25 protein-coding genes are annotated in these 26,714 nt (G+C 59.9%); 11 read left to right on the top strand and 14 right to left on the bottom strand.

The window, feature by feature from the left end; genetic code table 11:
* Nucleotide 1 precedes the first annotated feature (1 nt).
* On the bottom strand, nucleotides 2-1,060 hold the full coding sequence (glcE, locus tag AK821_RS15320; RefSeq protein WP_064390449.1) for a glycolate oxidase subunit GlcE: 1,059 nt from the start codon (nucleotides 1,058-1,060) through the stop codon (nucleotides 2-4).
* Nucleotides 1,060-2,559, bottom strand: coding sequence for a glycolate oxidase subunit GlcD (gene glcD / locus AK821_RS15315; RefSeq protein ID WP_064390448.1), 1,500 nt, complete (start codon nucleotides 2,557-2,559; stop codon nucleotides 1,060-1,062). The genes glcE and glcD overlap by 1 nt, the downstream gene beginning before the upstream one ends.
* A gap of 205 nt (nucleotides 2,560-2,764) precedes the next feature.
* On the opposite strand from glcD, the gene glcC reads away from it, so the two are divergent.
* The 3 genes from glcC (at nucleotide 2,765) to AK821_RS15300 (ending at nucleotide 6,352) form a co-directional block, all read left to right on the top strand.
* Nucleotides 2,765-3,535, top strand: a complete 771-nt coding sequence (gene glcC / locus AK821_RS15310) for a transcriptional regulator GlcC (RefSeq protein ID WP_064390447.1) — start codon at nucleotides 2,765-2,767, stop codon at nucleotides 3,533-3,535.
* 133 nt (nucleotides 3,536-3,668) lie between these two features.
* The gene (gene ycaC, locus AK821_RS15305) at nucleotides 3,669-4,301 is read left to right on the top strand and encodes an isochorismate family cysteine hydrolase YcaC (RefSeq protein ID WP_007916011.1); all 633 of its coding nucleotides are present in this window, start codon (nucleotides 3,669-3,671) and stop codon (nucleotides 4,299-4,301) included.
* Nucleotides 4,302-4,804: 503 nt separating this feature from the next.
* The gene (locus AK821_RS15300) at nucleotides 4,805-6,352 is read left to right on the top strand and encodes a sensor domain-containing diguanylate cyclase (protein ID WP_064390446.1); all 1,548 of its coding nucleotides are present in this window, start codon (nucleotides 4,805-4,807) and stop codon (nucleotides 6,350-6,352) included.
* Here AK821_RS15300 and AK821_RS15295 read toward each other — a convergent pair.
* Both AK821_RS15295 and AK821_RS15290 read right to left on the bottom strand, forming a co-directional pair.
* Nucleotides 6,314-8,776 carry a hybrid sensor histidine kinase/response regulator gene (locus tag AK821_RS15295; protein WP_064390445.1) on the bottom strand — a complete coding sequence of 821 codons (2,463 nt, stop codon included), beginning with the start codon at nucleotides 8,774-8,776 and terminating at the stop codon, nucleotides 6,314-6,316. The genes AK821_RS15300 and AK821_RS15295 overlap by 39 nt on opposite strands.
* 127 nt (nucleotides 8,777-8,903) lie before the next feature.
* Nucleotides 8,904-10,442, bottom strand: coding sequence for a cryptochrome/photolyase family protein (locus AK821_RS15290; RefSeq protein WP_064390444.1), 1,539 nt, complete (start codon nucleotides 10,440-10,442; stop codon nucleotides 8,904-8,906).
* 310 nt (nucleotides 10,443-10,752) lie between these two features.
* Here AK821_RS15290 and AK821_RS15285 point away from each other — a divergent pair, with 310 nt between their 5' ends.
* Nucleotides 10,753-12,879, top strand: a complete 2,127-nt coding sequence (locus AK821_RS15285) for a TonB-dependent siderophore receptor (protein ID WP_064390443.1) — start codon at nucleotides 10,753-10,755, stop codon at nucleotides 12,877-12,879.
* A gap of 39 nt (nucleotides 12,880-12,918) precedes the next feature.
* Here AK821_RS15285 and AK821_RS15280 read toward each other — a convergent pair whose 3' ends face one another.
* From AK821_RS15280 to AK821_RS15265, 4 genes are all read right to left on the bottom strand, one after another.
* A complete protein-coding gene (locus AK821_RS15280; protein ID WP_064390442.1) occupies nucleotides 12,919-13,875 on the bottom strand; it encodes a 2-hydroxyacid dehydrogenase in 957 nt (318 codons plus the stop codon).
* A gap of 31 nt (nucleotides 13,876-13,906) precedes the next feature.
* On the bottom strand, nucleotides 13,907-14,665 hold the full coding sequence (locus AK821_RS15275; protein WP_064390721.1) for an SDR family oxidoreductase: 759 nt from the start codon (nucleotides 14,663-14,665) through the stop codon (nucleotides 13,907-13,909).
* 50 nt (nucleotides 14,666-14,715) lie between these two features.
* Nucleotides 14,716-15,408 (bottom strand): fumarylacetoacetate hydrolase family protein, encoded by a 693-nt coding sequence (locus tag AK821_RS15270; RefSeq protein WP_064390441.1) that lies wholly within the window; start codon nucleotides 15,406-15,408, stop codon nucleotides 14,716-14,718.
* Nucleotides 15,409-15,507: 99 nt separating this feature from the next.
* Complete coding sequence (locus tag AK821_RS15265; RefSeq protein ID WP_064390440.1) at nucleotides 15,508-16,857, bottom strand: MFS transporter; 1,350 nt, start codon at nucleotides 16,855-16,857, stop codon at nucleotides 15,508-15,510.
* Between the two features lie 327 nt (nucleotides 16,858-17,184).
* Here AK821_RS15265 and AK821_RS30320 point away from each other — a divergent pair, with 327 nt between their 5' ends.
* Together AK821_RS30320 and AK821_RS15260 are read left to right on the top strand one after the other, a co-directional pair.
* The gene (locus tag AK821_RS30320) at nucleotides 17,185-17,391 is read left to right on the top strand and encodes a hypothetical protein (protein ID WP_152974171.1); all 207 of its coding nucleotides are present in this window, start codon (nucleotides 17,185-17,187) and stop codon (nucleotides 17,389-17,391) included.
* A 24-nt stretch (nucleotides 17,392-17,415) separates the two neighbouring features.
* The gene (locus tag AK821_RS15260; protein ID WP_064390439.1) at nucleotides 17,416-18,348 is read left to right on the top strand and encodes a helix-turn-helix transcriptional regulator; all 933 of its coding nucleotides are present in this window, start codon (nucleotides 17,416-17,418) and stop codon (nucleotides 18,346-18,348) included.
* A gap of 61 nt (nucleotides 18,349-18,409) precedes the next feature.
* Here the strand turns inward: AK821_RS15260 and AK821_RS15255 are convergent, their stop codons facing one another.
* On the bottom strand, nucleotides 18,410-19,459 hold the full coding sequence (locus tag AK821_RS15255; RefSeq protein WP_064390438.1) for an NAD(P)-dependent alcohol dehydrogenase: 1,050 nt from the start codon (nucleotides 19,457-19,459) through the stop codon (nucleotides 18,410-18,412).
* Between the two features lie 189 nt (nucleotides 19,460-19,648).
* On the opposite strand from AK821_RS15255, the gene AK821_RS15250 reads away from it, so the two are divergent.
* Complete coding sequence (locus tag AK821_RS15250) at nucleotides 19,649-20,575, top strand: Gfo/Idh/MocA family protein (RefSeq protein WP_064390437.1); 927 nt, start codon at nucleotides 19,649-19,651, stop codon at nucleotides 20,573-20,575.
* Nucleotides 20,576-20,581: 6 nt separating this feature from the next.
* On the opposite strand, the gene AK821_RS15245 is transcribed toward AK821_RS15250, so the two are convergent.
* Both AK821_RS15245 and AK821_RS15240 read right to left on the bottom strand, forming a co-directional pair.
* Nucleotides 20,582-21,703: an alkene reductase gene (locus tag AK821_RS15245; protein WP_064390436.1), complete on the bottom strand. Its 1,122-nt coding sequence runs from the start codon at nucleotides 21,701-21,703 to the stop codon at nucleotides 20,582-20,584.
* Between the two features lie 86 nt (nucleotides 21,704-21,789).
* The gene (locus AK821_RS15240; protein ID WP_064390435.1) at nucleotides 21,790-22,467 is read right to left on the bottom strand and encodes a type 1 glutamine amidotransferase domain-containing protein; all 678 of its coding nucleotides are present in this window, start codon (nucleotides 22,465-22,467) and stop codon (nucleotides 21,790-21,792) included.
* Between the two features lie 210 nt (nucleotides 22,468-22,677).
* On the opposite strand from AK821_RS15240, the gene AK821_RS15235 reads away from it, so the two are divergent.
* On the top strand, nucleotides 22,678-23,262 hold the full coding sequence (locus tag AK821_RS15235) for a TetR/AcrR family transcriptional regulator (RefSeq protein ID WP_064390434.1): 585 nt from the start codon (nucleotides 22,678-22,680) through the stop codon (nucleotides 23,260-23,262).
* Between the two features lie 19 nt (nucleotides 23,263-23,281).
* Here AK821_RS15235 and AK821_RS15230 read toward each other — a convergent pair whose 3' ends face one another.
* From AK821_RS15230 to AK821_RS15220, 3 genes are all read right to left on the bottom strand, one after another.
* Nucleotides 23,282-24,205: a LysR family transcriptional regulator gene (locus AK821_RS15230; RefSeq protein ID WP_064390720.1), complete on the bottom strand. Its 924-nt coding sequence runs from the start codon at nucleotides 24,203-24,205 to the stop codon at nucleotides 23,282-23,284.
* 75 nt (nucleotides 24,206-24,280) lie between these two features.
* A complete protein-coding gene (locus tag AK821_RS15225) occupies nucleotides 24,281-24,991 on the bottom strand; it encodes an SDR family NAD(P)-dependent oxidoreductase (RefSeq protein ID WP_064390433.1) in 711 nt (236 codons plus the stop codon).
* Between the two features lie 24 nt (nucleotides 24,992-25,015).
* Nucleotides 25,016-25,225 carry a tautomerase family protein gene (locus AK821_RS15220; protein ID WP_064390432.1) on the bottom strand — a complete coding sequence of 70 codons (210 nt, stop codon included), beginning with the start codon at nucleotides 25,223-25,225 and terminating at the stop codon, nucleotides 25,016-25,018.
* A gap of 264 nt (nucleotides 25,226-25,489) precedes the next feature.
* On the opposite strand from AK821_RS15220, the gene ycaC (AK821_RS15215) reads away from it, so the two are divergent.
* From ycaC (AK821_RS15215) to AK821_RS15205, 3 genes are all read left to right on the top strand, one after another.
* Complete coding sequence (gene ycaC, locus AK821_RS15215) at nucleotides 25,490-26,122, top strand: isochorismate family cysteine hydrolase YcaC (RefSeq protein ID WP_064390431.1); 633 nt, start codon at nucleotides 25,490-25,492, stop codon at nucleotides 26,120-26,122.
* A gap of 148 nt (nucleotides 26,123-26,270) precedes the next feature.
* On the top strand, nucleotides 26,271-26,471 hold the full coding sequence (locus AK821_RS15210; protein WP_064390430.1) for a hypothetical protein: 201 nt from the start codon (nucleotides 26,271-26,273) through the stop codon (nucleotides 26,469-26,471).
* Nucleotides 26,472-26,501: 30 nt separating this feature from the next.
* Entirely contained in the window at nucleotides 26,502-26,714 is a 213-nt protein-coding gene (locus tag AK821_RS15205) for a DUF2945 domain-containing protein (protein ID WP_064390429.1), read from the top strand.

Below are 26,714 nucleotides of genomic sequence, written 5' to 3'. Positions count from 1 at the left end.
ATCAGATCTCTGCGTACATTCGGCCCGGGTTGAAAATCCCTTGCGGGTCCAGTTGCGTCTTCAGTGATTGCTGATAGCGCAGTAACGCCGGTGCCAGCGGCTGGAACGGTTGTGCGCAGTTTGCATGGCAGCTGGCGTGACCGCTCGCCTGGGTGGCGATGGCGCGGATGATCAGGGCGTCGGCGTCGGACTTCAGCCAGCGCTGGGCTCCGCCCCAATCGATCAGTTGTTCGCCGGGCAGGCTCAACGGGCCTGTGTGCGGCGGCACTGACAGGCGCCAGAGCGGCCTTGGATCGGCAAAAAAGGCCAGGCGCTGAGCATTCAGATCGGCCCAGTACGCCGTGTCCAGCGGTTCACCCCCGAGTCGGTCATGAGCCGCCGTCACCGATCCTTCACCGCCTTCCAGGCGCAGATGCAGGCGTTGCCCGTCGTGGCTGGCGGCGCTGATCGGAACCGGTTGTTGGCCCCATTCGGCGAGTTTGAGCAACGCACGTTCGCGGCTGATTTCCAAGGCAATGCTCAGGCTGTGACGTGGTTTCGGCAGGACTTTCAGCGAGACTTCAGTGAGCAATCCCAGGCAACCAAAACTGCCAGCCATCAGGCGCGAGACATCGTAGCCGGCAACGTTCTTCATCACTTCGCCGCCAAAACGCAGATGTTTGCCGTGGCCGGTAATGATCCGCGTGCCCAGTACGTAATCGCGCACGGATCCGGCCCAGGGGCGGCGCGGCCCGGACAACCCGGCAGCGAGCATGCCACCGACGGTGGCACCCGCCTCACTGTGTGGCGGCTCGCATGGCAGCATTTGTCCGGCCGCGTCGAGGGCCGCGTTGAGTTCGGCCAATGGCGTGCCGGCGCGTGCGGTGATCACCAGTTCCGTCGGGTCGTAGCTGACAATGCCGCGATGCACGCGAGTATCGAGCAACGCGCCGTGGGTCACGCGGCCCAGATGGGCCTTGCTGTTGCCGCCCTGGATGCGCAACGCAAGTTTGTCATGTAGCGCCTGCTCAACCTGTTGCAGCAGTTCGGCGGCGGCGTCGTTGTCATGTTCGACCGTCATCAGAAACGCTCCAGATCGGGGAAGGGCAACTGGCCGTGATGGACATGCATCGCACCGAATTCGGCGCAGCGGTGCAGGGTCGGAATATTTTTCCCGGGATTGAGCAGGCCGCCGGGGTCGAATGCTGCTTTGACGGCATGGAACAGAGTCAATTCATCACTGCTGAACTGCGCGCACATCTGGTTGATTTTCTCGCGGCCGACACCGTGTTCGCCGGTGATGCTGCCGCCGACCTTGACGCACAACTCAAGGATCTTGCCGCCCAGGGTTTCCGCGCGATCCAGCTCGCCGGGCTGGTTGGCATCAAACAGAATCAGCGGATGCATGTTGCCGTCGCCAGCATGAAAGACGTTGGCCACGCGCAAATCGTATTCGATGGACAAATCGGCAATTGCCTGAAGCACGCCGGGCAATTCGCGGCGCGGGATGGTGCCATCCATGCAGTAATAATCCGGCGACAGCCGGCCGACGGCAGGGAAGGCATTTTTGCGTCCGGCCCAGAAACGCACGCGCTCGGCCTCGTCTTTGGCCTGGCGCAGTTCGGTGGCACCGGCATGTTGCAGCACCTGACGCACGCGCTGGCAGTCGTCGTCGACATCGGCTTCGACGCCGTCCAGTTCGCACAGCAGAATCGCTTCGGCATCGATCGGGTAACCGGCGTGGATAAAATCCTCGGCAGCACGGATGGCGAGGTTGTCCATCATCTCCAGGCCGCCCGGAATGATCCCGGCGGCGATGATGTCAGCAACCGCGCGCCCGGCTTTTTCCACCGAGTCGAACGCCGCGAGCAGGACTTTCGCAGTTTGCGGTTTGGGCAGCAGTTTGACGGTGACTTCGGTGATCACCCCGAGCATGCCTTCGGAGCCGGTGAACAGTGCGAGCAGATCGAAACCGGGTGAGTCCAATGCGTCGGAGCCGAGCGTCAGGCACTCACCCTCGACAGTGAGCATCTCGATCTTGAGCAGGTTGTGCACGGTCAGACCGTATTTCAGGCAGTGCACGCCACCGGCGTTTTCCGCGACATTGCCGCCGATGGAGCAGGCGATCTGCGAAGACGGATCCGGCGCGTAATACAAACCATGCGGTGCGGCCGCCTGGGAAATCGCCAGGTTGCGCACGCCCGGCTGGACCCGCGCAAAACGTCCGGCAGGGTTGATTTCGAGTATCCGGTTGAAGCGCGCCATCACCAGCAGCACGCCTTTTTCCAGCGGCAGGGCACCACCGGACAGACCGGTACCGGCGCCGCGCGGCACCACTGGCACGCGTTGTTGATGACAGATTCTGAGGATGGTCACGACTTGTTCGAGCTCGCGTGGCAGCACCACCAGCATCGGTGTGGTGCGGTAGGCCGACAAACCATCGCATTCGTACGGTTTCAGCGCCTCTTCACTGTGGAGGATTTCCAGCTCCGGCATTTGCGCCCGCAGCGCGCTGAGCAGTGCGGGTTTATCGGTGGCCGGTAACACGCCATCAACGCGTTCGTCGTAAAGAATATTCATCGCGGGCAGGCAACCCTTGGTTATTGTTTTTGACAGGCCGACGCCACATGGGCGTGCTTGCATCATTGGGCGCACGGGCAATACTGTCTACGTCGTCCGGTACTGGTCGAACCAGTTCTTTTTGCCGGGTTTTTCGTATGAAGCCCCTCAAGTCTTTTAAAACAACAAGATGCGATGCAATCGTTAAGCAGGGAGATGCAGGGTTATGGCTGGTCATACCAGTGAAGGACGGACTGTGCAGGTGGCGGATGTGGTTTGCGAACGTGTCGAGCGATTGATCGTCGACGGCGTGTTGAAGACCGGGCAACTATTGCCCTCTGAACGCCGGTTGACGGAAAAACTCGGCGTCTCGCGCACCGCGTTGCGTGAAGGCCTGAAACTGCTCCGCGCCCGCGGGATCATCAGCACCAAGCAGGGTAAAGGCTCTTTTGTCGCCGACCTTTCCGGGCAGGGCGTCGCATCGCCCCTGATGCACTTGTTCAGCTCGCAACCGCGCACCCTGTACGACTTGTTTGAAGTGCGCAGCCTGCTGGAGGGCGAGTCGGCGCGGCTGGCGGCGTTGCGCGGCACCGAAGCGGATTTCGTCCTGATCACCCGCAGCTATCAGGCTTTGCTCGATGCGCATGGCTGTGAGCTGCAAGCATCCGAACATGCGCGGCTCGACCACGCATTCCATCTGGCGATCTGCGAGGCTTCACACAACCCGGTGCTGGTGCAGACCCTGCGCTCACTGACGGATTTGTTGCTCAACACGGTGTTCGCCTCGGTCAACAATCTCTATCACCGCGAACCGCAAAAACGCCAGATTGACCGCCAACACGCGCGCCTCTACAACGCCGTGACCGGGCGCCTGCCTGAACAGGCGCGCAAGGCTGCTGTCGCGCATATCCAGAGCATCAGTGACAACCTCAAGGAGATCGAAAGCGAAGAGCAGCGGCTGGTGCGCGCGACGATGCGCCTGGAGGGCTGGACTTGAATGTCGAATGATTGTCCGTTTCAGGTTGACGGTGAAACACATTCCAGCCGATTTATCCCGTCCCTGTGCGTCAGTAATCTGTACCCAACTTGAACGCAACAACAAATTCAAAAACTCAAAAGGGAAGCAGACCATGACCACTCCAACCTACAACCGCCTGAACAAAGACGACGCCATCGTGCTGCTGGTCGACCACCAGACCGGCCTGATTTCCCTGGTGCAGGACTTCTCGCCGAACGAATTCAAGAACAACGTGCTGGCCTTGGCCGATCTGGCCAAGTTCTTCGAACTGCCGACCATCCTCACCACCAGTTTCGAACAAGGCCCGAACGGCCCACTGGTGCCGGAGCTGAAAGAGATGTTCCCGGACGCGCCGTACATCGCTCGCCCTGGCCAGATCAACGCCTGGGACAACGAAGACTTTGTCAAAGCGATCAAGGCGACCGGCCGCAAGCAGATCATCATTGCCGGTGTGGTAACGGATGTCTGCGTTGCGTTCCCGACCTTGTCGGCACTGGCGGAAGGGTTTGATGTATTTGTGGTGACCGACGCGTCCGGCACCTTCAACACCACCGTGCAACAGGCAGCATGGAGTCGCATGACCCAGGCCGGTGCACAGATGATGAACTGGTTCTCGGTGGCGTGTGAGCTGCACCGCGACTGGCGCAACGACATTGAAGGCTTGGGCAATCTGCTGTCGCAGCGGATCCCCAACTACCGCAACCTGATGAACAGCTACTCGGCGCTGACCGCTCAGCAGAAATAAGCCCCAAGTGCGCCAAGCGAAAAGCCTGCCCTGAAAAGCAGGCTTTTTCATTGAGTTCGAATCAGAGTCTCGACAGCGGCATGGCCGATAGCGCGATGTTGGGTTTGGTGTGTCTTGAGCACGGTTTGTTGTCGATGGGTCTATTCTCCGCCAGAAAGGCCTGGACATCTTCGATACTGGCTTGGAAGGAAAGATGTTCGGACTCTTTTAGTTAAACGGGGTCTTTGAGTTTGAGCGGGTTTTGAAGGCAGTTGCCGACCGTCCCCGCGGTTAAGCTGTTTACCGATGTGCTGCGCGAAACCCCGCGATAGCATTCCGCATGCGTTCAGACCCGATCAACCTCCGGTCAGCGATATCATTCAATTTGAAGGACTCGCACTCTGTTGCTGCGCGTTCAACGCGCTACTTGTATCCTTGCGCCGGTCGAGGACATACGACCGCTGTTATTGCCTTGAATCAGTAACGGCCGGAACGGGAAACCGGACTTTCCATTAGGTACTTTCGTGAAGCGTGATACCCACCTCGTCATCCTCTTGCTGCTGGTCATCGGCTGCTCTCTGGCGTCCCTGACCATCTGGAAAGTGCTGTCCTCGCGCGATCGAGCGCTGGAGGAAGTCAACGTGCACGGGTTGAACCTGACCCAGGCACTCGAGACCTATTCCGAGGGAATTGTCCGGCAAAGTTCGCTGCTGTTGCTCGGGCTGGTCGAACGCCTGGAAACCGAAGGCAGTGGCCCCGCGCAGATCCAGCGCTTGGGTGCGTTGATCAACCGCCAACAGCCGTTGATGCCACAAATGAGCGGGATCACCATCTATGACCGTCAGGGCCATTGGCTGATGTCGTCGAACCGGCCGATTCCGGCGGGGGCCAACAGCAGTGATCGGGCCTACTTCATTCATCATCGCGACGACCCGAGCCGCGAACCCTTTATCGGGCCACCCATCCGTAGCCGTTCCAATCAGGAGTGGGTGATCACCGTCAGCCGCCGTTTCAATGATGATCGTGGCGAGTTTGCCGGGGTCGTGGCCGTGACGTTGGGCGTGGAAAACTTCCTGCGCCTGTTCGGCAAACTCGACGTCGGACAGGAAGGTGCTATCGGCTTGTCGTACACCGACGGCACGTTGCTGGTTCGCTATCCGTTCCGCGAGCAGGACATGGGCCGCAACTTTTCCAAGTCGCCGATCTACGCCAAATACCTGGTCGATCAATCGGTCGGTACCGCGTCGTATACCTCCAGCCTGGATGGCGTCGAACGCCTCTACGCCTTCCGCAAAAGCGAGAAGTTGCCGCTGATCACCACGGTCGCCATCGGCAAACGTGAAGCACTCACGGCGTGGCGAACCGAGGCGCTGTTGTCGGCGGTGGTGGTGGCGGGGCTGCTGGGACTGACCGGCCTGATCGGCTGGTGCTTGATCCTCGATATCCGGCGCCGGACCCAGGTTGAAGGCGAACTGCGCATTGCTCAGCAGCAGTTGCTCGGCTCGAACCGACAACTGGAACTGCTGGCCATGAAGGATGCGCTGACCGGTCTGGCGAATCGGCGCTGCTTCGACCAGACCCTGGCCACAGAGGCTCGGCGGGCACAGCGCGACGGCTCATCGCTGGCCTTGCTGATGATCGATATCGACTATTTCAAACTGTTCAATGATGCGCTCGGGCACGTTGCCGGCGACGCCTGTCTGCAGGCCGTCGGTCACGTGCTGGATGCGTGTGTGCGACGGCCGTCGGATCTGGTGGCGCGCTACGGTGGCGAAGAGTTCGCCGTGATCATGCCCGACACGGACATTGACGGTGCTGCGGTAGTGGCGCAGCTGATTCTTCAGCACTTGCAGCAGGAAAACATTGCCCACCCCACCAGTCCCGTGACCCGCGTGAGCCTGAGCATCGGCATCGCCGCTGCGCGAGGTGCGCACCTGGACCCGGTGCACGGTCTGATCGAGTGTGCCGATCAGGCGCTGTATCAAGCGAAGACGGCGGGGCGCAACAGGTTCATGAAGTCCTCTGCGCAACCCTTATTCGACGTCGATGGACAGCAAACCATTGACCCGTGATACCAGTGTGTCGACGGCAAAAGGTTTGGTCAGCACCTGCATGCCCGGGCCGAGTTGACCGTTACCGATCACCGAGTTTTCTGCGTACCCGGTAATGAACAAGGTCTTGAGCTTCGGCCGGATTTGCCTGCCCGCATCGGCCATCTGCCGGCCATTCATGCCGCCCGGCAAACCGACATCAGTGATGAGCAGATCGATGTGCGCGCTGGAGCGCAGTGCTTCCAGTCCTTCAACGCTGTCGGCCGCTTCGAGCAAGTTGTAGCCGAGGTCGTTCAGCACGTCTTTGAGCAGCGTGCGAACGGTGGGTTCGTCGTCGACAATCAGGATGGTTTCGCCGGCCTTGGCATGAGGCGTTGCCGAGCTTTGCGTGTCATCGTGATTGCGTTGCGTTTCGCCGACATAGCGCGGCAGGTAAACGCACATGGTCGTGCCTTGGCCCACGGTCGATTGCACCCGCACCTGTCCGCCTGATTGCTTGGTGAAACCGTAGATCATCGACAGCCCAAGGCCCGTGCCCTGGCCCAACGGTTTGGTGGTGAAAAACGGGTCGAAGGCCTTGGCGATCACTTCCGCACTCATACCGGTACCGGTGTCGGCGACCGACAGGCACAGGTATTGCCCTTCGGGCATTTCCCGGACGCGCGCCGATTCAGCATCCAGGGTTCGATTGGCAGTTTCGACGGTAATGCTGCCACCATCGGGCATCGCATCGCGGGCGTTGATGCACAGGTTGAGCAGGGCGTTTTCCAGTTGGCTGGCATCGACCAGCGCCGGCCACAGATCGGCGGCGGCGACCGTTTTCAGGCGAATGCTCGGGCCGACGGTGCGCTGGATCAGTTCGCTCATGCCGGCAATCAGCGCGTTGACCTCAGTTGGCCGTGGATCGAGGGTCTGTCGCCGGGAGAAGGCCAGCAGGCGATGGGTCAGGGCGGTGGCGCGTTTGGCGGCGTCCTGAGCGATCAGCATGTATTTGTCGATGTCGTTCAGACGGCCTTGGCCGATGCGTTTTTCCATCAGTTCAAGGGAGGCGCAAATGCCTGCCAGCAGGTTGTTGAAGTCATGGGCCAGACCGCCGGTGAGTTGCCCGACCGCTTCCATTTTCTGCGATTGGCGCAGCTTCTCTTCGGCCTGCATCAGTTCTGCGGTGCGCGCCGAGACGCGTTGTTCCAGTGTGTCGTTGAGCGCCTTTAACGCGGCGGTGACCCGGTCGCGCTCGGCTTCGACGTTGCGCCGGTCTTCGACATCGATAAGCACCCCGGGAAAGCGCAAAGGCGTGCCGTCTTCGGCGCATTCGACGCGTCCGTTGGCTTCGATCCAGGTGTATTTGCCATCCGCACCGCGCACTCGGTATTGGTGCGAATAGGCACCTCCACGGGCAATGACTTCGTTGATCGCGGTTGTGAGTCCTTCCCGGTCATCCGGGTGCACGGTCATCACCACTTGCTCCAGGCTCAGACCGTCGAGGCCCCAGGCCGGGTCGAGGTCGAACACCCGCGCGAAGGCTTCATCGACGCTGAAGCGATCGCTGGGCAAGTGCCAGTGCCAGGTACCGATAATGGCGCCAGCGGCAAGGGCCAGTTGCACGCGTTCGACGTTCTCCCGAGCGACCGCCTCGCTGATGCGTAAACGTTCTTGCGCGTCGCGGCGTTCGGTGACATCGCTGAAGAAGATCGCAATCTGCCGATCGGCCGGGTCGCCGACACGCACGGCACGCACATCGAACCAGCGTTCAAAGGTATTGGCGTAGTTCTCGAAGTTCGCCGGCTCGCCGGTCTTGGCCACATGGCCGTAGGTCTCGAACCAGAAGCTTTCCAGGTTGGGCGCAAACTCGGTGACCCACTTGCCTCGCAGGTTGACCCCGGCCTGACGTTCGAACGCCGGGTTGGCCTCGACGAAGTAATAGTCGATGGGGTGGTCGTCGGCGTCGAATTTGACTTTGACGATCGCGAACGCGGCCTCGATGGTTTCCAGAATGGTGCTGAAGCGCTCCTCGCTGCGGCGCAACGCGGTTTCGGCGCTGCGCGAGCGGGTCAGGTCGAGCATCGCACCGATCATGCGTTCGGCCTGGCCCTCGGCATTGCGGATCAGATGGCCGCGATCAAGCACTTCGGCGTACGAACCATCGTGGCAGAGGAAGCGGTACTCAGCGCTCCAGGTCGTGCCTGAACCGTCAATCGCCGAGCGAATCGAAGTTGTCACGCGCGAGCGATCCTGCGTGTGAATCTGCGAAAACCGCCAGTCACACGTCGGCTCGATGGCTGCTGACGCGTAGCCATACGCCTGTTGCAGCGAGTCGTTCCAGATGACCTGGTCGGTCTTCAGATCCCAGTCCCAGACGGCGTCGCAGGTCGCCTTGACGGCCAGCCGCAGGCGCGTGACTTCGGACTCAAGCTCCTCGCGAGTAAGCTCTTTCAGGATGTCCACCCTTCATGCGTTGTGAGTTGTTTGCCTTGCGTGCAATCAGCGAACGGCCGTGAGCTTCACAAGTTTTGTCAGCCATTGACCCGAGGTCTCTGGTTTAAGTTGCACGAGGTCCAAGGCTTGCGCGCTTTCATAACGATTCGCCGCGATCCAGTCGGTCGAGCAGACTCTGCCCGCGTTGCCACAGTGCCTGCTGTTTTTCTTGCGGCATGCGATCGAGGTTTTTGTACATCATGCCCATGCGCTGATTGCCGCGCAGCAGGTCGCTGTGGCGCATCAGAAAATGCCAGTACAACGCATTGAACGGGCAAGCGTTGTCAGCCGTGGTTTCACGCACCGAGTAAGCACAGTCGCGACAGTAGTCGGACATCCGATTGATGTACTGGCCGCTGGCGCAATAAGGCTTGGAGCCGAGGTAACCGCCATCGGCATGCATGACCATGCCGAGGGTGTTGGGCAGCTCGACCCAGTCGAACGCGTCCATGTAAATGGCCAGGTACCACTCACAGATCTGACTCGGCGCGATGCCGGCGAGCAGGGCGAAATTGCCGGTGACCATCAGACGCTGAATGTGATGAGCGTAGGCGTGCTTGAGGCTTTGGCCGATGGCCTGGCGCATGCAGTTCATCTGCGTGGCGCCGGTCCAGTAAAACTCGGGCAAAGGCCGGGTGTTACCGAAAGCATTGCCCTCGGCGTACTCAGGCATGGTCAGCCAGTAAACGCCGCGGACGTATTCGCGCCAGCCGATCAGTTGACGGATGAAACCCTCGGCCGCGTTCAGTGCGATGCTGCCGGACCAATAGGCAGACTCGACATCGCTGCACAGCTGCCGTAGATCGAGCAAGCCGATATTGAGCGCGGCGCTGATACGCGCATGGAACAGAAACGGTTCGCCGCTGGCCATAGCGTCTTGATAGTCGCCGAAGCCGGCCAGGCCGTAGTCGAGAAACCACGCCCACAATGCCTGGGCGTCGGCGTGTGTCACCGGGTAGTTGAAGGTATCCAGACTGCCGTAGTGACTGGCGAAGCGTTCTTTGACCAGTGCGAGCACGTCGAGGGTGATGGCATCGTTGGCAAAACCAACCGGGTAGGGCGCCTTTACGTGTTTAGGCAAGGTTTTGCGATTGTCTTCATCGAAGTTCCAGGCGCCGCCGACCGGCGTGCCGTCACCGTTGAGCAACAGGCGACTTTTGCGGCGCATCTCGCGATAGAAGAACTCCATGCGCAGCTGCTTTTTGCCAGCAGCCCACACGCGGAATTCGTCGCGAGCGCAGAGGAAACGGTTGTCAGCATGCCAGTGGATCGGCAAGCCACAATCCTTGAGCGACTGCTCCAGACGCCAGTCTCCGCACTCGGTGACGTGCAACGCGTGCGCCTGTAGCAGCGCCTGCCAGCGCCTTAATTCGCCGGGTACCGAGCCGCTGTTCTGCGGGTCGTCGAGGGTCACGTAATGCACGCGCAGACCCTGCTGCTCCAGCGCCTGAGCGAAGTGACGCATGGCGCTGAAGATCAGCGCGATCTTTTGCGGATGATGGGCAACATGGGTGGCTTCCTCCATGACCTCGACCATCAGCACACAGTCGTGCTCGCGATCCAGATCTGTCAGTGAAGCCAGATCAAAAGACAGTTGGTCACCGAGGACCAGGCACAGCCGATGGGTTTTGTTCATGTGCACGGATTCAGCGTAATGAATGGCAGCAGGGCGCAGAGCGGACGCTTGAGTGCTAATGGTGAATAGTTGTACAGATTGTAGTTGATGTATAGGTTTTTGTCGGTCAATCAATAAAAAAGCAGCGATCTGCCCTTCAAAGCTCGATCAAGACTGCGGCATTCGCCACGAAGCTGACTCGGTTCGGTAATCCTGACTTTCGCGGCAAATAAGAATAAGTTTCAATTACGCAAATTACTGGTATACCATGCGCCGCGTTTTGCTGGCAGTTCTGCCCTTCGTTTTGGCTTATTCGTAAGGTTCTCACCTCATGCGTCGAACTCTGCTTTCCATCTGCGTGCTGCAAGCCTTGTCGCCTTCTTCGTGGGCTGAAGAGGCCGATACAAAAACTTCAGCCTTGGAGCTGGAAGCCACCGACGTCATCGGTGCCGCAGACTACGAACGTGCCGACGGGCCGGTGCAAGGCTATCGCGCCACGCGCTCTGCCAGCGCCACGCGCACCGATACCTCGATTCACGAAACGCCTCAATCGATCAGTGTGGTGTCCAGGGATGCCGTCGAAGACCTCGGCGCCACGCGTCTGCAGGACGCACTGGATTACGCCGGTGGCGTGGGCCGGGCGAACAATTTTGGCGGGCAGGGGCTGACCACGTTTACCGTTCGCGGCTTCACCACCGGCGAGTTTTACCGCAATGGCTTCCCGATCAATCGCGGCTATCCGAACATGCCTGACGCCAACACCATTGAACGTCTGGAGGTGCTGCGCGGGCCGGCCACAATGTTATACGGACGTGGCGACCCTGGCGGCACCTTCAATGTGGTTTCCAAGCAGCCGTTGCCGGAAAGCAAGGTCACATTGGGCAGTCAACTGAATGACCAAGGCATGAAACGCGGCACGCTGGACGCTTCCGGTCCGATCGACGAGGACGGTCGACTGGCTTACCGACTCAATGTCATCGGCGAGGGTGGAGATACTTTCCGCGATCATGTCGAGACTGAGCGCTATGGTGTGGCGCCGGTCGTGACCTGGCAGGCAACCGATGCTACCCGGGTGATCTTCGAGGGCGACTTCATGCGCAACAACGCGCCGCTGGACCGTGGCGTCACGCGTTACCCCAAGCAGATCGGCACCGCCTCGCGTGACACGTTCTTCGGCGAGAAAGACGTTGGCAAGTTGCATAACGACAACAACATGGCGCAGTTGCGTTTCGAGCACATGCTCAATGATGACTGGACATTGGGCGGCGGTTTCCAGTGGCTCGACGGCTCGCTCAAGGGCGACGCGATCGAGGCGAATGGCATCGGCGCTGATGGCCGAACACTGGGACGCAACTTCAACTACCGCAAGCTCGAGTGGACAGACAAGGACAGCCAACTCAACCTGACTGGCCACTTCACCCTGGGCGGCTTGCAGCACACGTTGCTGGCCGGCGTCGAGTACGAAGATTACGACTACCAGTCGATTATCCAGCGCTCCAGCGGTGCAATCGGCGCCTACCCGATCGACATTTTCAACCCGGTCTACGGTCAGCCTCGCCCGGCATTGACCCGAACACCGACTCACGACAAAGAAAATCTCAAAACCTACGCAGCGTTCGTGCAGGATCAAGTGGCGCTGACCGAGCGCTTGAAAGTGCTCGCCGGGGCGCGTTTCGAGCGTTTCGAACACGATTATGAAACCTACGTGCCGGGCGGCAAAAACTGGCAGGCCAGTGACAACGCGGTCACTCCGCGTTTGGGCGTGTCCTACGACTTGACCGACGCGGTTGCGCTTTACGCCGACACCGCGCGCTCGTTCAAACCCAACACCGGCGCCAGTCGCCAGGGCGGTGGTTTTGAACCCGAGAAAGGTAAATCCTGGGAGATGGGGGTGAAGTGGGAGGCGCTGGATCAGCAGTTGAGCGTCGATGCTGCGATCTATCAGATCGAAAAGCGTAACGTGCTGACCACCGATCCCGTGGACTCGACGTTCAGTGTGGCGGCGGGGGAAGTGCGCAGTCGTGGTTTTGACTTGAACGTCGCCGGCAATCTCACCCCTGAGTGGCGAGTGATCGGCGGTTACGCCTATGTGGATGCCGAGGTCACCAAGGACAATGTGATTCGTTCTGGCACACGCCTGATGAACATCCCGCAGAACAGCTTCAGCCTGCTCAACGTCTATGAGTTTCAGGACGGCACTTTCAAAGGCCTGGGTCTGGGCACAGGGTTGAAGTATGTCGATGAGCGCGCCGGGCAAACGGCCAACACCGCGTTCTCGATGGGCAGCTACACCGTCGTCGACCTGCTCGGTTTCTACAAGGTCAACGACAAAGTGCGGCTCAACCTCGATGTGAAGAACCTGTTTGACCGTGATTACGAAGAAGGCGCGTTCGGCAACGTCTACGCCTATCCCGGTGCGCCGAGAACGGTGCAGGTCGGGATTGCCTATACGTTGTGATTCGCAGCGGGGGCCGTTGGCCCCCGCTGAGATCAGGGCTTAGCCGGTGACGCATCCTTGCGGTGTTTTCCCGGCAAAGCTGTCCAGCAGACTGGCCACCACCATCTCCCCCATTCGCGTACGCGTCTGCAATGTCGCGCTGGCGCGATGCGGCTGCAATACCACGTGTTCGTTGCCGAACAAGGCTTGCGGCACGTTCGGTTCATCGACGAACACGTCCAGCCCGGCACCGGCAATTTCGCCCGCGGCCAAGGCCGCCACCAAGTCGGTCTCGTTGACCAGTTTGCCCCGTGCCACGTTGATCAGATAGCCACCCTTGCCCAGTGCCTGTAGCACTTCTGCGTTGATGATGGCTTCAGCCTTGTCGGCAGCGGCCGCGAGAATCAATGCATCGCTGTCGCGGGCCAACTGCTTGAGGTCGGCAACGAAGGTGTGGTTCACATCGCTCATTGGTTGCAGATCGGTGTAGCTGATCGGACAGCCAAATGCGGCGGCGCGAGTGGCGACCGCACGGCCAACCCGGCCCATGCCGACGATGCCGATACGCATGCCGGAGACCTGACGAGCCAGAGGCAACGGTGCCAGCGGAGTCGCGCTGTGCGGCCATTGGCCGGAGCGCACGTAGCGATCGCTGGTGCACAGGCCGCGGCATACCGACAGCAGCAAGCCGATGGCGAGGTCGGCGACGTCTTCGGTCAACGCGCCGATGGTCGCCGTCACGCGGATTCCGCGATCCCGGGCGTACGCCAGGTCAACGGCATCGGTACCGACGCCGTTGACCGCCACCACTTCAAGCTTGGGCAGTTGCGCCATGACAGCCTGGGTGATGCCGGTGTGGCCGCCGGTGATCACGCCACGAATGTTGGCGCCGTGTTCCTGCAAATAGGCCGGTTTATCCGCCTGTTGGAAGTAGCGTCTGACGGTAAACAGTTCGTCGAGACGCGCATTGATTTCAGGTATCAGGATCGGGCTGAGCTGCAAGACTTCTGGCTTCATGTAAACCTCACTTACCGAATAAAAGGCCGGCTCAACCGCGGCCGGCAAACGGCATGGCGGTGGCCATGACGGTCATGTTCAGAACGTTGGCCGACAGCGGCAGGCCGGCGATATAGCGCACGGCATCGGCGACATGCTTGACGTCGACCATTGGCTCGACGGCGACAGTGCCGTTGGCCTGGCGTACGCCTTTGGTCATGCGCACCGACATTTCGGTCAAGGCGTTGCCGATGTCGATCTGGCTGCAAGCGATGTTGAATTCGCGACCGTCCAGCGCCAGGGATTTGGTCAGCCCCAGCACTGCATGTTTGCTGGCGGTGTAAGCACTGCTGAACGGACGCGGCGTGTGTGCCGAAATCGAACCGTTATTGATAATCCGGCCGCCCTGAGGCTGCTGGCGACGCATGAGTGCGAAGGCGCCACGGGCACACAGGAAAACCCCGTTGAGATTGGTGTCGATCACGTTTCGCCATTGTTCGAACGTCAGTTCATCCAAGGGCACGGCGGGGGCATTGACCCCGGCATTGTTGAAGACTACATCCAGGCGTCCGTAGACCTCGGCAATGCTTGCGAACAGCGCATCGACACTGGCCGCGTCGCGCACATCGGTGGGCACCGCCAAGGCTTCGTGGCCTTCGCTCGCCGCCAGTTCGACCAGCGTCTGCAAAGGTTCCGGCCGGCGCCCGGCAAGCACCACGGTGTAACCGTCGGCCATCAGGCCAAGCGCCACGGAGCGGCCGATGCCACTGCCAGCGCCGGTGACCAGCGCGACTTTCAAAGGTTGAGTGATGGACATGTTGTTGTTCTCCTGTCTTCAAATCACAAAGGCGTGCGAGCGGTTCAGGCCCGTGGGCCGACGCGCATTTCGAGTTGGCCGATACCGTCGATTCCGGCGTTGATCACATCGCCCGGATGCAATCCGTCGACGCCGGCCGGGCTGCCGGTCATGATCAAGTCGCCGGCCCTGAGCGCCACGGATCGGGAGATCCGGCTGATGACTTCAGCGACCGACCAGATCTGGCTGTCGAGGCTGTCGCGCTGACGTTCCTCGCCGTTGACGTTCAGCCACAACTCACCTTCGGGATGACCGGCGCGTGTCACCGGCACAATCGCCGTCATCGGCGCGGCGCCGTCGAACACCTTGGCTCCTTCCCACGGCAAACCGTTGCTCTTGGCGGTGCGCTGAACATCGCGACGGGTCAGGTCGAGCCCGGCAGCGTAGCCCCAGACATAGGCCAAGGCTTCGCTTTCAGGGATATCGGCGCCGCCTTCACCGATGGCCACCACCAGTTCGATTTCGTGGGCGAAGTCTTCGGTCAACGACGGGAACGCCACCTCACCGATAGCATCGACAACGCTGCTCGAAGGTTTCATGAAAAACACCGGCGGCTGGCGCGACTGCCCTTGGGTATCTGGCCATGGGTAATTACGGCCGACACAGAACACTCGACCGACGGGAAACCGTTGTTGACTGCCGACGATGGGCAGGGTCACGGGCAGATCCGGGGTGAAGGCGTATTCGGTCATGTTCATCCTGTTGTTGTCCTTGTCTGGAGAGTCAGCGTACGGCGGCAATCGTTGGCGAAGTTGGACGAATGCCGCCTCTTGTTGGAGAAAACGGTGTTCGTGGGCTCAACGCACCTTCAATTCGATGCGGTACAAGCGGCCCAACAACAGCGAATAGGAGAGGGTGCCGATCAGGGCCACGCCGCCGATAAACCAGAAGGCCCAGGCAAATGACCCGGTGGCGTGAACAATCGCGCCAATCACGATGGGCGTGACGATGCCGCCGATGTTCGCGGCCAGGCTGGTGATCCCGCCGGTCAGCCCGATCAGTTCCTTGGGCGCCACTTCTGACACTGCTGCCCACGAAGATGACGCGATGCCTTGCGCGAAGAACGCGATGCTCAGTACGGCAATGCAGATCAGGTTCGAGTCGGTGAAATTCACCAGCACGATGGACATGCCCAGCATTGAACCGATCACCAGCGGCAACTTGCGGGCAAATGACATCGAGTAGCCACGGCGGATCAGCAAGTCCGAGACAATGCCGGCGAGAAGGATGCCGACCGTGGCGCCCACGAATGGCAGGACGGCGAAGATCCCGGCCTTGATCATGGTCAGTTTGCGTTCTTCGATCAGGTAGGTGGGGAACCAGGTCAGGAAGAAATACAGCGCCGAAGTGCTGGCGAACTTGCCGATGCAAATCGCCCAGATTTGCCGATAGCTGAACAGTTCAGCGATCTGTCGCCAGTTGAATTTGGTGCGCTCCTGACTGCTTTTGACCAAGCCACCACCGGCTTCGATGTATTGCAATTCGGCCTTGCTGACTTTCTTGCAGTTCAACGGGTCGCGATACAGATACAGCCACAACACGCCGAATACGATGCCAAGCACGCCGGTGCTGTAGAACACGTGACGCCAGTCGAAGGTGGTCGCCAGCCAGAGCAGGGCGCCGGTGAACAATGCCGTGCCCAGGTACTGACCGCACACGTAAATGCTGCTCGCCAGCCCGCGCTCTCGCGCCGGGAACCACACCGTGACCGCGCGGCTGTTGGCCGGAAATGCCGGGGCTTCCATGGCGCCGACCGCCAGACGCAAGCCGAACAACGAAGCGAAGCCCGTGGCAAACCCCTGGCACACGGTCACCGTTGACCAACTGATCAATGAAACACCGTAAGTGAAGCGCGAACCGAAGCGGTCGGCGATAAACCCGGCAGGCACCAGGGCTAAGGCATACGTCCAGGCAAATGCCGAGAAAATCAGGCCCATCTCGATCTTGTCCAGACCCAGGTCCTTGGCCATGAACGGCGCGGCGATCGAGATATTGACCCGATCGATGTAGTTGATGATCGTCGCAATCAGCAGCAGCGAGAGCATGAACCAGCGACGCCGAGAGGGCAGGCGTTGCGGCACCACGGCGTCTCGTGGGCCGGCGATCACCGGCGGCACGCTGGCTTGGGAAGCATGTGAATTGGACATGAAGAGACCTCGTTATTGTTAGAAGAATCGAGATGTTTTCGAGCAGCCGAAGGCGTTGCCCGCGAGGGTCGGGGCATAGCAATCGAACGGAACTGGCTGTCGGCGGCGGACGTTCAGAGACGTCTTGCGGGCGGCGTGATCGGAGGGATGTCGGGAGGGGCGGCGAGGGGCAATAGCAACATCATGACGTGCACACCTTTGATTATTTTTGGAGGAGGTTGGGCTGCGTCGTTCAACAGTGGTCGTACAACATCGGTAAATCAACCAAGGGGTTAGATCATTTTTTCTCGATGGGAATCGCGTTGTGAAACGTGTCCAAGAATTCAAATGGGCGAATGGCCGAGGGTTTTATTCGAAGACTCTTTCAACATATTGATAGTTATAGAAAAAATATTTCTCTTGGTTGCAGGGTTTTTTGGACAGGCAAAACGCCACCGCCCAGGCAAAAAAATCATTCCAAACGGATGTCATCGTATGACTGCTTGCGTGCGCGGCTGGCTTTTCGGCAAGATGAAGGTCGCCTGCTCACTGTAAATACCCGTCGAGGATTGCGCGCCGATGTCGTCCCCCAGTCGTATTCCCACTTATGTCATGCAGCAGCGCAGCGAGCTGACGGACTTCTACATCCGCGACAAAAAGGGCCGTCGGGCCGAGACCGGGCCCCATCGTCACGAGTATTTCCAGATTCAGGTCAACCTCGGTGGCGACACCGTGCAGCACATCGGCAACGTCGTGCGTCCATTCCCGCGTAACACGCTGGCGTTCATCCTGCCGCACCGTGTGCATGTGATCCCGCATCCGGCGGACAGCAATTTCATGGTGATCAATTTTTCCCAGACCTTTCTTTTGCCGCACTTGCAGTGCGATCCGATGGATCTGGAAGAAGTGTCAATCCTCTTGGCGCCAGAGTTGTCGCCATTCCGTTTTCAGGAGCATCTGGATTTCATTTTGGGCGATCAGGATTTCCACAAGGTCTGTGCCTTGATCGAGCAGATGCGCACCCTCGACGAAAATCGTCAGTTTGGTACGCGTGAGATGCTCAAGGGCTTGCTGTTGCAACTGATTGGCAGCGTGTGTTTTCTGTATGCCGAACCACTCAAGCGTCTGGCCGAAGAGAATGCGGCCGAGGTCAGCCGCCGGGATGCGCTGAGCCGAATGTTCGAATACTTGCGCAAGAACATCGCCGACCCCGACCTCAATCTGATCAAAGTGGCGGCGGCGACGTACCTGTCACCGACCTACCTGACGCACTGGCTACGCAAGGAAATCGGCAAAACCTTCACCGAACTGGTGCTCGAACGCAGGATGCACGCGGCGCGCAATTTCCTGCTCAACAGCACGCGCTCGGTGGGCGAGGTGGCGCGGCTGTGCGGCTTCGCGGACGAGGCGTATTTCTCCCGACGTTTTCGCCAGATTCACGGCCAGCCGCCGGGGCAATTTCGCCGCCGGCAACTCAACCCCGATACGCCGCAATCGCCGCTCAATACCTGACTGTGCCGTTCGCCTGAACCTGTTCGACGTACTGCGACGCTTCGCTCGGTGATGCTGTTTTTTAGCCTGCCAACGTCGCGTTATCGATCACGAAGCGATATTTCACATCGCCCTTGAGCATGCGCTCGTAGGCGTCGTTGATCTGATCGGCGCGGATCAACTCGATGTCGGAGACGATGCCGTGTTGGGCACAGAAATCCAGCATCTCCTGAGTCTCGGCAATGCCGCCGATCATCGAGCCGGCAATGGTGCGGCGCTTCATGATCAGGTTGAACACGTTCGGTGACGGGTGCGAGGTGGCGGGCGCGCCGACCAGGGTCAAGGCACCGTCGCGCTTGAGCAACACGAGGAAGGCGTCGAGGTCGTGCGGCGCAGCGACGGTGTTGAGGATCAGGTCGAAACTTTTCGCATGCGCGGCCATTTCCTCCGGGTTGCGCGAGACCACGACCTCATCGGCACCCAGTGCTTTTGCCGCTTCGCGTTTGGATTGCGAGGTGGTGAAGGCGACAACGTGCGCGCCCATGGCGTGGGCCAGTTTGATGCCCATGTGACCGAGGCCACCGATGCCGACCACGCCGACCTTCTTGCCGGGGCCGGCGTTCCAGTGACGCAGCGGCGAGTAGGTGGTGATGCCGGCGCAGAGCAACGGTGCGACGGCGGCCAATTGCGCCTCGGGATGGCCAATGCGCAACACGTAGCGTTCATGCACGACAATGTTTTGCGAATAGCCGCCCAGCGTCCAGCCCGGTGCGTCCGGGGTCGGGAAGTTGTAGGTGCCGATCATGCCGTCGCAATAGTTTTCCAGGCCGCTTTCGCAATCGTCGCAGTGTTTGCAGCTGTCGACGATGCAGCCGACACCGACCAGGTCACCGACTTTGTAATCCGCGACATGAGCGCCGACGGCTGCGACGCGACCGACAATTTCGTGCCCCGGCACACAGGGAAATTGCGTCCCGGCCCATTCGGCGCGGACCTGATGCAGGTCCGAATGGCAGATGCCGCAGAAGGCAATGTCGATCTGCACATCGTGGGCGGCGGGGGCGCGGCGGTTGATCTGCATCGGCTCAAGGGGTTTGTCGCCAGCGTGGGCGCCGTAGGCTTGTACAAGCATGGGAACATCCTCAATCGTTTGGTCGTGTGGCCATTGTTGCGGTACTGCCGGGCTGCGCAGTAGTGCATTCCTGTGCAATCCTTGCCTGATCCTGTGAGTCGTTGTGACGTTGCGTTGACAGACGCCCGTCGCGTTTATCGTTAATCTGCCGACTCGCTGACTAAAACAAGATAAAAAACGGAGTCATTGATGCAACCGATTCGTCTCGGTCTGGTGGGCTACGGCAAGATTGCCCAGGATCAACATGTGCCGGCGATCCTCGCCAATCCGGCGTTTACGCTGGTGTCTGTCGCCACCCAGGGCAAGCCTTGCGCCGGCGTGGAAAACTTTCAGTCGTTGGCTGAGTTGCTGGAAAACGGCCCGGCGGTTGACGCGATTGCGTTCTGCACACCGCCGCAAGGCCGCTTCGCTTTAGTGCAGCAGGCATTGGCTGCCGGCAAACATGTGCTGGTGGAAAAGCCGCCGTGCGCGACCTTGGGGGAAGCGCAGGCGCTGGTTGATCAGGCGGCAGAGCAGGGCGTCAGCGCGCTGTTCGCCTGGCATTCGCGTTACGCGCCGGGGATCGCACTCGCGCGTGACTGGCTCGCCTCGCGAACCTTGCAAAGCGTACAGATCGACTGGAAAGAAGACGTGCGCAAATGGCATCCGGGGCAGACGTGGATCTGGCAACCCGGTGGCCTCGGCGTCTTCGATCCGGGCATCAATGCCTTGTCGATCGTCACCCATTTGCTGCCGCTGCCGCTGTTCGTCGAATCCGCAGAACTGCGCGTGCCGGGCAACTGCCAATCGCCGATTGCCGCGTCGATCAAGATGTCTGACGCACGCCACCTCGATGTGCGTGCCGAATTCGATTTCGACCATGGTCACGACGAACTCTGGAGCATCGAGATTCGCTGCGCCGAAGGCACACTGCGTCTGGACAACGGTGGCGCACTGTTGAGTATCGACGGGGTGCGCCAGACGGTGTCGGAGGAGGGTGAATATCCGGCGGTGTATCGGCATTTCCAGCAGTTGATCGCTGACAAGGTCAGCGATCTGGATTTGCAGCCGCTGCGTTTAGTGGCCGACAGTTTTTTTGTCGGCAGCCGAGTGTCAGTCGAGGCGTTTTATGACTAGCGCTGATTAGGCGCCATAAACCGGGTAATCGACATAGCCTTCGCCGGCCCCGCCATACACCGTGGCGGGATTCAGCGCATTCAACGGCCAGTCATTGGCAATGCGCGCCGGCAGGTCGGGGTTGGCCATGAACGGGCGACCGAACGCGACAAAGTCCGCCAACCCGGAGTCGAGCAGACGCGCACCCGATTCGGCGTTGTAGCGCCCAGCATAGATGATCGCGCCGCTGAAGGTGTCGCGCACCGCCTGACGAAATGTCTGCGGCATCGCCGGGGCGTTGTCCCAGTCGGCTTCGGCGATGGACAGATAGGCAATACCCACGTCTTCCAGCACCTTGATCGCCTCGATGTAGGTGGTGTGAGGATCTTCCTCGACCATGCCCAGATAGGTCCGCGCTTCATCGGTGGTGGTGAACAGCGGCGCAAAGCGTACACCGACTTTTTCCTTGCCGATGCACTCGGCGACGCCGGCCACCACTTCCTTCAGAAAACGCAGGCGATTGTGCAGCGAGCCACCGTATTGATCGGTGCGCAGGTTGCTGTGGGCAGAGATGAACTGGTTGACCAGATAACCGTTGGCGCAGTGCAGTTCGATGCCGTCAAACCCGGCTTCCATCGCATTGCGCGCCGCTTGAATGTACAGCTGAACCAGTTCCTGGACTTCGTCGGTGCTCAGTGCGCGCGGTGCGGACGGCGGCACCAGTTCACCGGCACCGGGCGCGGTTTCGATGAACACGCTGACTCGGTCAGTGGCCACTGCGGAGGCAGAAACGGGAGCGGCGCCGCCCGGCTGCAACGCAGTGTGAGATACGCGGCCCACGTGCCACAGTTGCGCGAAAATCACGCCGTCGACGGCATGCACCGCTTCGGTGACTTTGCGCCATCCGGCGATCTGCTCAGGGGTGTGAATCCCGGGTGTCCAGGCGTAGCCCTGGCCTCGGGGTTCGATCTGCGTGCCCTCGGTCACCAGCAGACCGGCGCCGGCACGCTGCTGGTAATACTCGGCCATCAGCTCATTGGCGATGTTGCCCGGTTGCGTGCTGCGCTGACGTGTCAGCGGTGGCAGGACGATGCGGTTTTTCAGGGTGTGCAGGCCCAGTTTGGCAGGGGTGAAGTAGGGGCTATTCATGTTTATTAGACCAGTCAACTATTAAATGGGGGCGAAAAAAACGCCGTGCAACACGCACGGCGTTCAGAGGACGTAGACGCTGGGTCTCAGCCCAACATCTTCAGCAGTTTTTCAGCGACAGCGGCAGAGCTGGCGGGGTTTTGACCGGTCACCAATTTTCCATCGACGACCACATGAACCTGCCAGTCAGCGACTTTCGAATAGTAGCCGCCGAGACGCTGGAACTCGTCTTCGATGAGGAACGGCACCACGTCAGTCAGGCCGACGGCGGCTTCTTCGGCGTTGGTGAAACCGGTGACTTCGCGATGCTGGATCAGCGGTTTGCCGTCAGCTGCGAGCACATGACGCAATACCCCGGGCGCATGGCAGACAAAACCGTGCGGTTTGTTGCTGCGGTCGAACGCTTCGATCAGGGCGATCGAGTGTTTGTCTTCAGCCAGATCCCAGAGCGGGCCGTGGCCACCTGGGTAAAACACGGCATCGAAATCGTCGGCGCGGACATCGGCCAGCAGACCGGTATTGGCCAATGCCTGCTGGGCAGCCGGGTCATTGCGAAAGCGATCGGTCTCGGCGGTTTGCGCATCGGGCTCATCGCTTTTCGGATCGAGCGGAGGCTGGCCACCGGCTGGCGACACCAGCGTGATGTCGGCGCCCGCGTCCTTGAAAGCGTAGTAAGGGGCGGCGAATTCTTCCAGCCAGAAACCGGTTTTCTTGCCGGTGTCGCCGAGCTGATCGTGGGAAGTCAGAACCATCAAGATTTTCATAGAGCACCCTGGGTTGGTCAGGTGATAGCGCTGCACGAGGCATTCGTGTCGCATCGACACCCGATGAATTAGGTTGACGGAGCGCAGCATAGTTTCCTATTAGACCAGTCGTCTAGTAATTTTTTCAACGGAGGTTTTTCCCGCCCGGCTGTGGCAAACTCCGCAGCCTGTGAAATATACGACTGGTCTATTGTCTGGACTTTGCGCCCCATGAAACCGACTTACGACGATACGCGCCAACACTTGCTCGACACCGGCCACCGGATGATGGCCGAGAAGGGCTTCACCAGTGTCGGCCTCAATGAAATCCTGCAAACCGCTGGCGTGCCCAAGGGTTCGTTCTATCACTACTTCAAATCCAAAGAGCTGTATGGCCAGGCCTTGCTCGAGGATTATTTTGTCGGCTACCTCGCCGACATGGAGCGACGCCTGACACTCCCGGGGCTGACGGCGTTCGAGCGGCTGATGGATTACTGGCAGGGCTGGCAAAATCGCTGCACCCTCGAAGGCCATGGTGATGAGTGTCTGGTGGTGAAGCTCAGCGCCGAGGTCGCCGATCTGTCCGAGTCGATGCGCCTGACCTTGCGCGACGGTGCCGAGCGCGTGGTGGCGCGCATCACCGTGTGCATCGAAGAAGGCCAGACGCAAAAGAGCCTGCCGGCGGGCGATGCGCGGCAACTGGCAGAGACGTTGTATCAGCTGTGGCTGGGTGCAAGTCTACTCAACAAGCTGCAGCGGACGGGGCAATCGCTGAACACCTCGATGGCGATGACCAAGCAACTGTTGCGCGTCTGAGGCCGGCATGCCCGGTGCATCAGCCGTTTACCCATTGCTCGCGAAATTGCAGCAGAAAATCCACGAAGACCCGCACGTGCTGGGGCACATAGCGACCGTGGGGATACAGCAACGTGTACGGTCTTGAGCGACCGCTGAAAGGTTCAAGCACCTCAATCAGACTGCCATCGGCCAACTCCCGCTCGACGATGAACCGATAGGTCTGGAACAGTCCCGCACCGTGTTTGGCCAGGGTGACGCCACCGAGCACGTCATCGGAGCAGGAATAACCTCCGGCTGCGAGTACTTCACGATCCTTGCCATTGTCCTGAAATAGCCAGGAAATCTGCCGGCCGCTGCTCGGCAGTTCGAACTGAATGCATTCATGCTCGAGCAGATCTTCAAGTGTCTGCGGCGTACCCGCTGCGTGCAGGTATTGCGGCGAGGCGACCACCACCAGTTTCGCGTCTTCCAGCAAACGCGCAATCAGGGTCGAGTCCGGTTGTGCACGCACGCGAATCGCCAGATCGTAACCTTCGCCGACGAAATCTATATTGCGATTGCCCAAATGGATATCGACCGTGACCTGCGGGTATAGCGCCCGGAATTTCGGCAGCAGCGGCAGGATGCGGTGGTGGCCGTAAGTGGTGGGCAGGCTGATGCGCAAGCGCCCCGACGGCGTGGTCTGCGTGCCCATGACTTCTTGCTGGGCTTCGACCAGTTGGGTCAGTGCCTGACTGCATTGTTCGAAGAATTTCCTGCCCGCGTCGGTCAGGCGGATGCTGCGTGTGGTTCGTGTAAACAGCCGCGAGCCGAGGCGTTTTTCCAGACGCAGAATCGAGCGGCTCACCGCCGCCGGTGTCACCCCCGCGAGCAGTGCGGCAGCGGTGAAGCTGCCGGCGTCAGCGGCGAGACAGAAGAGTTCGATACTGCCCAACTGCAAATCTTCAAAGTGGCGTTTCATCATGGCTGGCACCGAGGAGCATTCCTCCAGATGTTTACCACATGAATCGCCACCCGCGCTGAAGTGGCGTCGTGATCAATGCCCCGCGCTCTGGCCACCGTCGACATGCAGAATCTCACCGGTCACGAACTTCGCGGCGTCCAGATAAAGGATTGCCTGCACGATGTCGTCGATCTCACCCATGTGGCCAAGCGGATGCAGATTGCCCAGGGCTGCGTGGCTTTCTTCGGCGTGCATGGGCGTCTTGATGATGCCCGGCGACACCGCGTTGACGCGAATCCCGCGCTTGGCGTATTCGATGGCCAGGGATTTGGTCGCAGCGTTGATGCCACCTTTGGTCAGCGAGGCCAGCACCGACGGCACGCCGTCAATTGCATGATCGACCAGACTGGTAGTGACGCTGACCACGTGTCCGCTGCCATGCTTTTCCATTTCGGCGATGGCCAGTTGCGAAATATGGAAGAAGCCGCTCATGTTGGTGGCCACCACTCGGGCGTAGTCTTCCCGGCTGTACGCGGTGAACGGCTTGGCAACAAAGATGCCGGCATTGTTGACCAGCGTATCGACGCGACCGAAACGTTCGACGGCGGCACGGATCACCCGTTCGGCAGTTTGCGGATCGGCGATGTCGCCAGCGATGGTCAATACCTGCGGATCAGCGGATTCCTTGATCGAGCGCGAGGTCGCCACGACCTGATAGCCACGCTCGCGAAAACCATTGACCAGACCCGCTCCTATGCCTTGCGAGGCGCCTGTGATAACGACAACTTTGCTGGATGTGCTCATGATGATTTCCTCAGGAATTGAAGATTAATTGCCCGACAACGATTGGCGGTATTCGGTTGTGGTCATGCCCGCGTAACCCCAGTTATCCGTATCGACTTCCTCGATCACGATGTGCGTGAGCTGCGGATCCTTGTTGAGCACTCGTTGCATGGTCTCGGTGATTTCCTTGATCACTTGGGCTTTCTGCTCCCGGCTAACGCCGTCGCGGGTAATGCGTACGCTGATGAAAGGCATGGACTGTCTCCGATCGCAGGCCCGTCGGGGTGAGGGGCTGCTGTTGGAGAGAACTGTAGGAAGTTGTCAGTAATTGATAAATGCGCCTTGAGGTACTTCATTTATGCCGTGGTGTATCGAATGGCAGCGGTTGTTCACGCGATTGTCCGTTTCAGGTTGACGGTGAAACACATTCCAGCCGATTTATCCCTTTTCGATGCGTCAGTAATCTGTACCCAACTTGAACGCAACAACAAATTCAAAAACTCAAAAGGGAAGCAGACCATGACCACTCCAACCTACAACCGCCTGAACAAAGACGACGCTATCGTGTTGCTGGTCGACCACCAGACCGGCCTGATTTCCCTGGTGCAGGACTTCTCGCCGAACGAATTCAAGAACAACGTGCTCGCCCTGGCTGATCTGGCCAGGTTCTTCGAACTGCCAACCATCCTCACCACCAGTTTCGAACAAGGCCCGAACGGCCCACTGGTGCCGGAATTGAAAGAGATGTTCCCGGACGCGCCGTACATTGCTCGCCCTGGCCAGATCAACGCCTGGGACAACGAAGACTTTGTCAAAGCGATCAAGGCGACCGGCCGCAAGCAGATCATCATTGCCGGTGTGGTGACAGACGTGTGCGTAGCGTTCCCGACCTTGTCGGCGCTGGCAGAAGGGTTTGATGTGTTTGTGGTGACTGATGCGTCCGGCACCTTCAACACCACCGTGCAACAGGCTGCGTGGAGCCGCATGACCCAGGCCGGCGCACAGATGATGAACTGGTTCTCGGTGGCGTGTGAGTTGCACCGCGACTGGCGCAACGACATTGAAGGCTTGGGCAATCTGCTGTCGCAGCGGATTCCCAACTACCGCAACCTGATGAACAGCTACTCGGCGCTGACCGCGCAGCAGAAATAAGCCCCAAGTGCGCCAAGCGAAAAGCCCGCCCTCAAAAGCAGGCTTTTTTTGTTGGCGCGCCGTTCGTCCAGTGCCCGGCACTTGCGCCGCGTCGTTGTCTCTCACGTTCAGGCACGGATTTCCCGTGTGTCAGAACGGAGAGCGAGGCATGGACATCGATGAAAACGCACCGGGCAACCGGTCACAGCAAGAAGTGACACGAACGACCGACAATGAGACGGGGCATGACCCGAAACGCGATCAGCCCGAGGTTCCATTGCCCGCCGATGACGAGGCGCTGCTCGATGAAGACATGACGGACGTGGCGGCCAACAATTCGGTGTCGAGTGAGCATCCCGAGTCGCAATGATTGAATTGAACCAGTGTTGAGGGGCGGACCATGAGCAGGTCATTCAAGGTCGGCGACGCGGTTCACTGGAACAGCGAGGCCGGCGAAATTCGCGGCAAGGTTGTCAACGTGCACACCCGCGATGTCGAGTTCATGGGGCGCCATCGACCTGCTTCAAAGGAAGCACCGCAATACGAAGTCAAAAGTGACAAGACCGGGCATCTGGCGATGCACCACGCGGCCGCGCTCCATCCTGCGAACTGA

The sequence above is a fragment of the Pseudomonas sp. RIT-PI-r genome, assembly GCF_001297015.1.
Classification (GTDB): Bacteria; Pseudomonadota; Gammaproteobacteria; order Pseudomonadales; family Pseudomonadaceae; genus Aquipseudomonas.
Note: the sequence above shows the minus strand (reverse complement) of the source record. Positions and strands in the feature narration are given on the sequence as shown.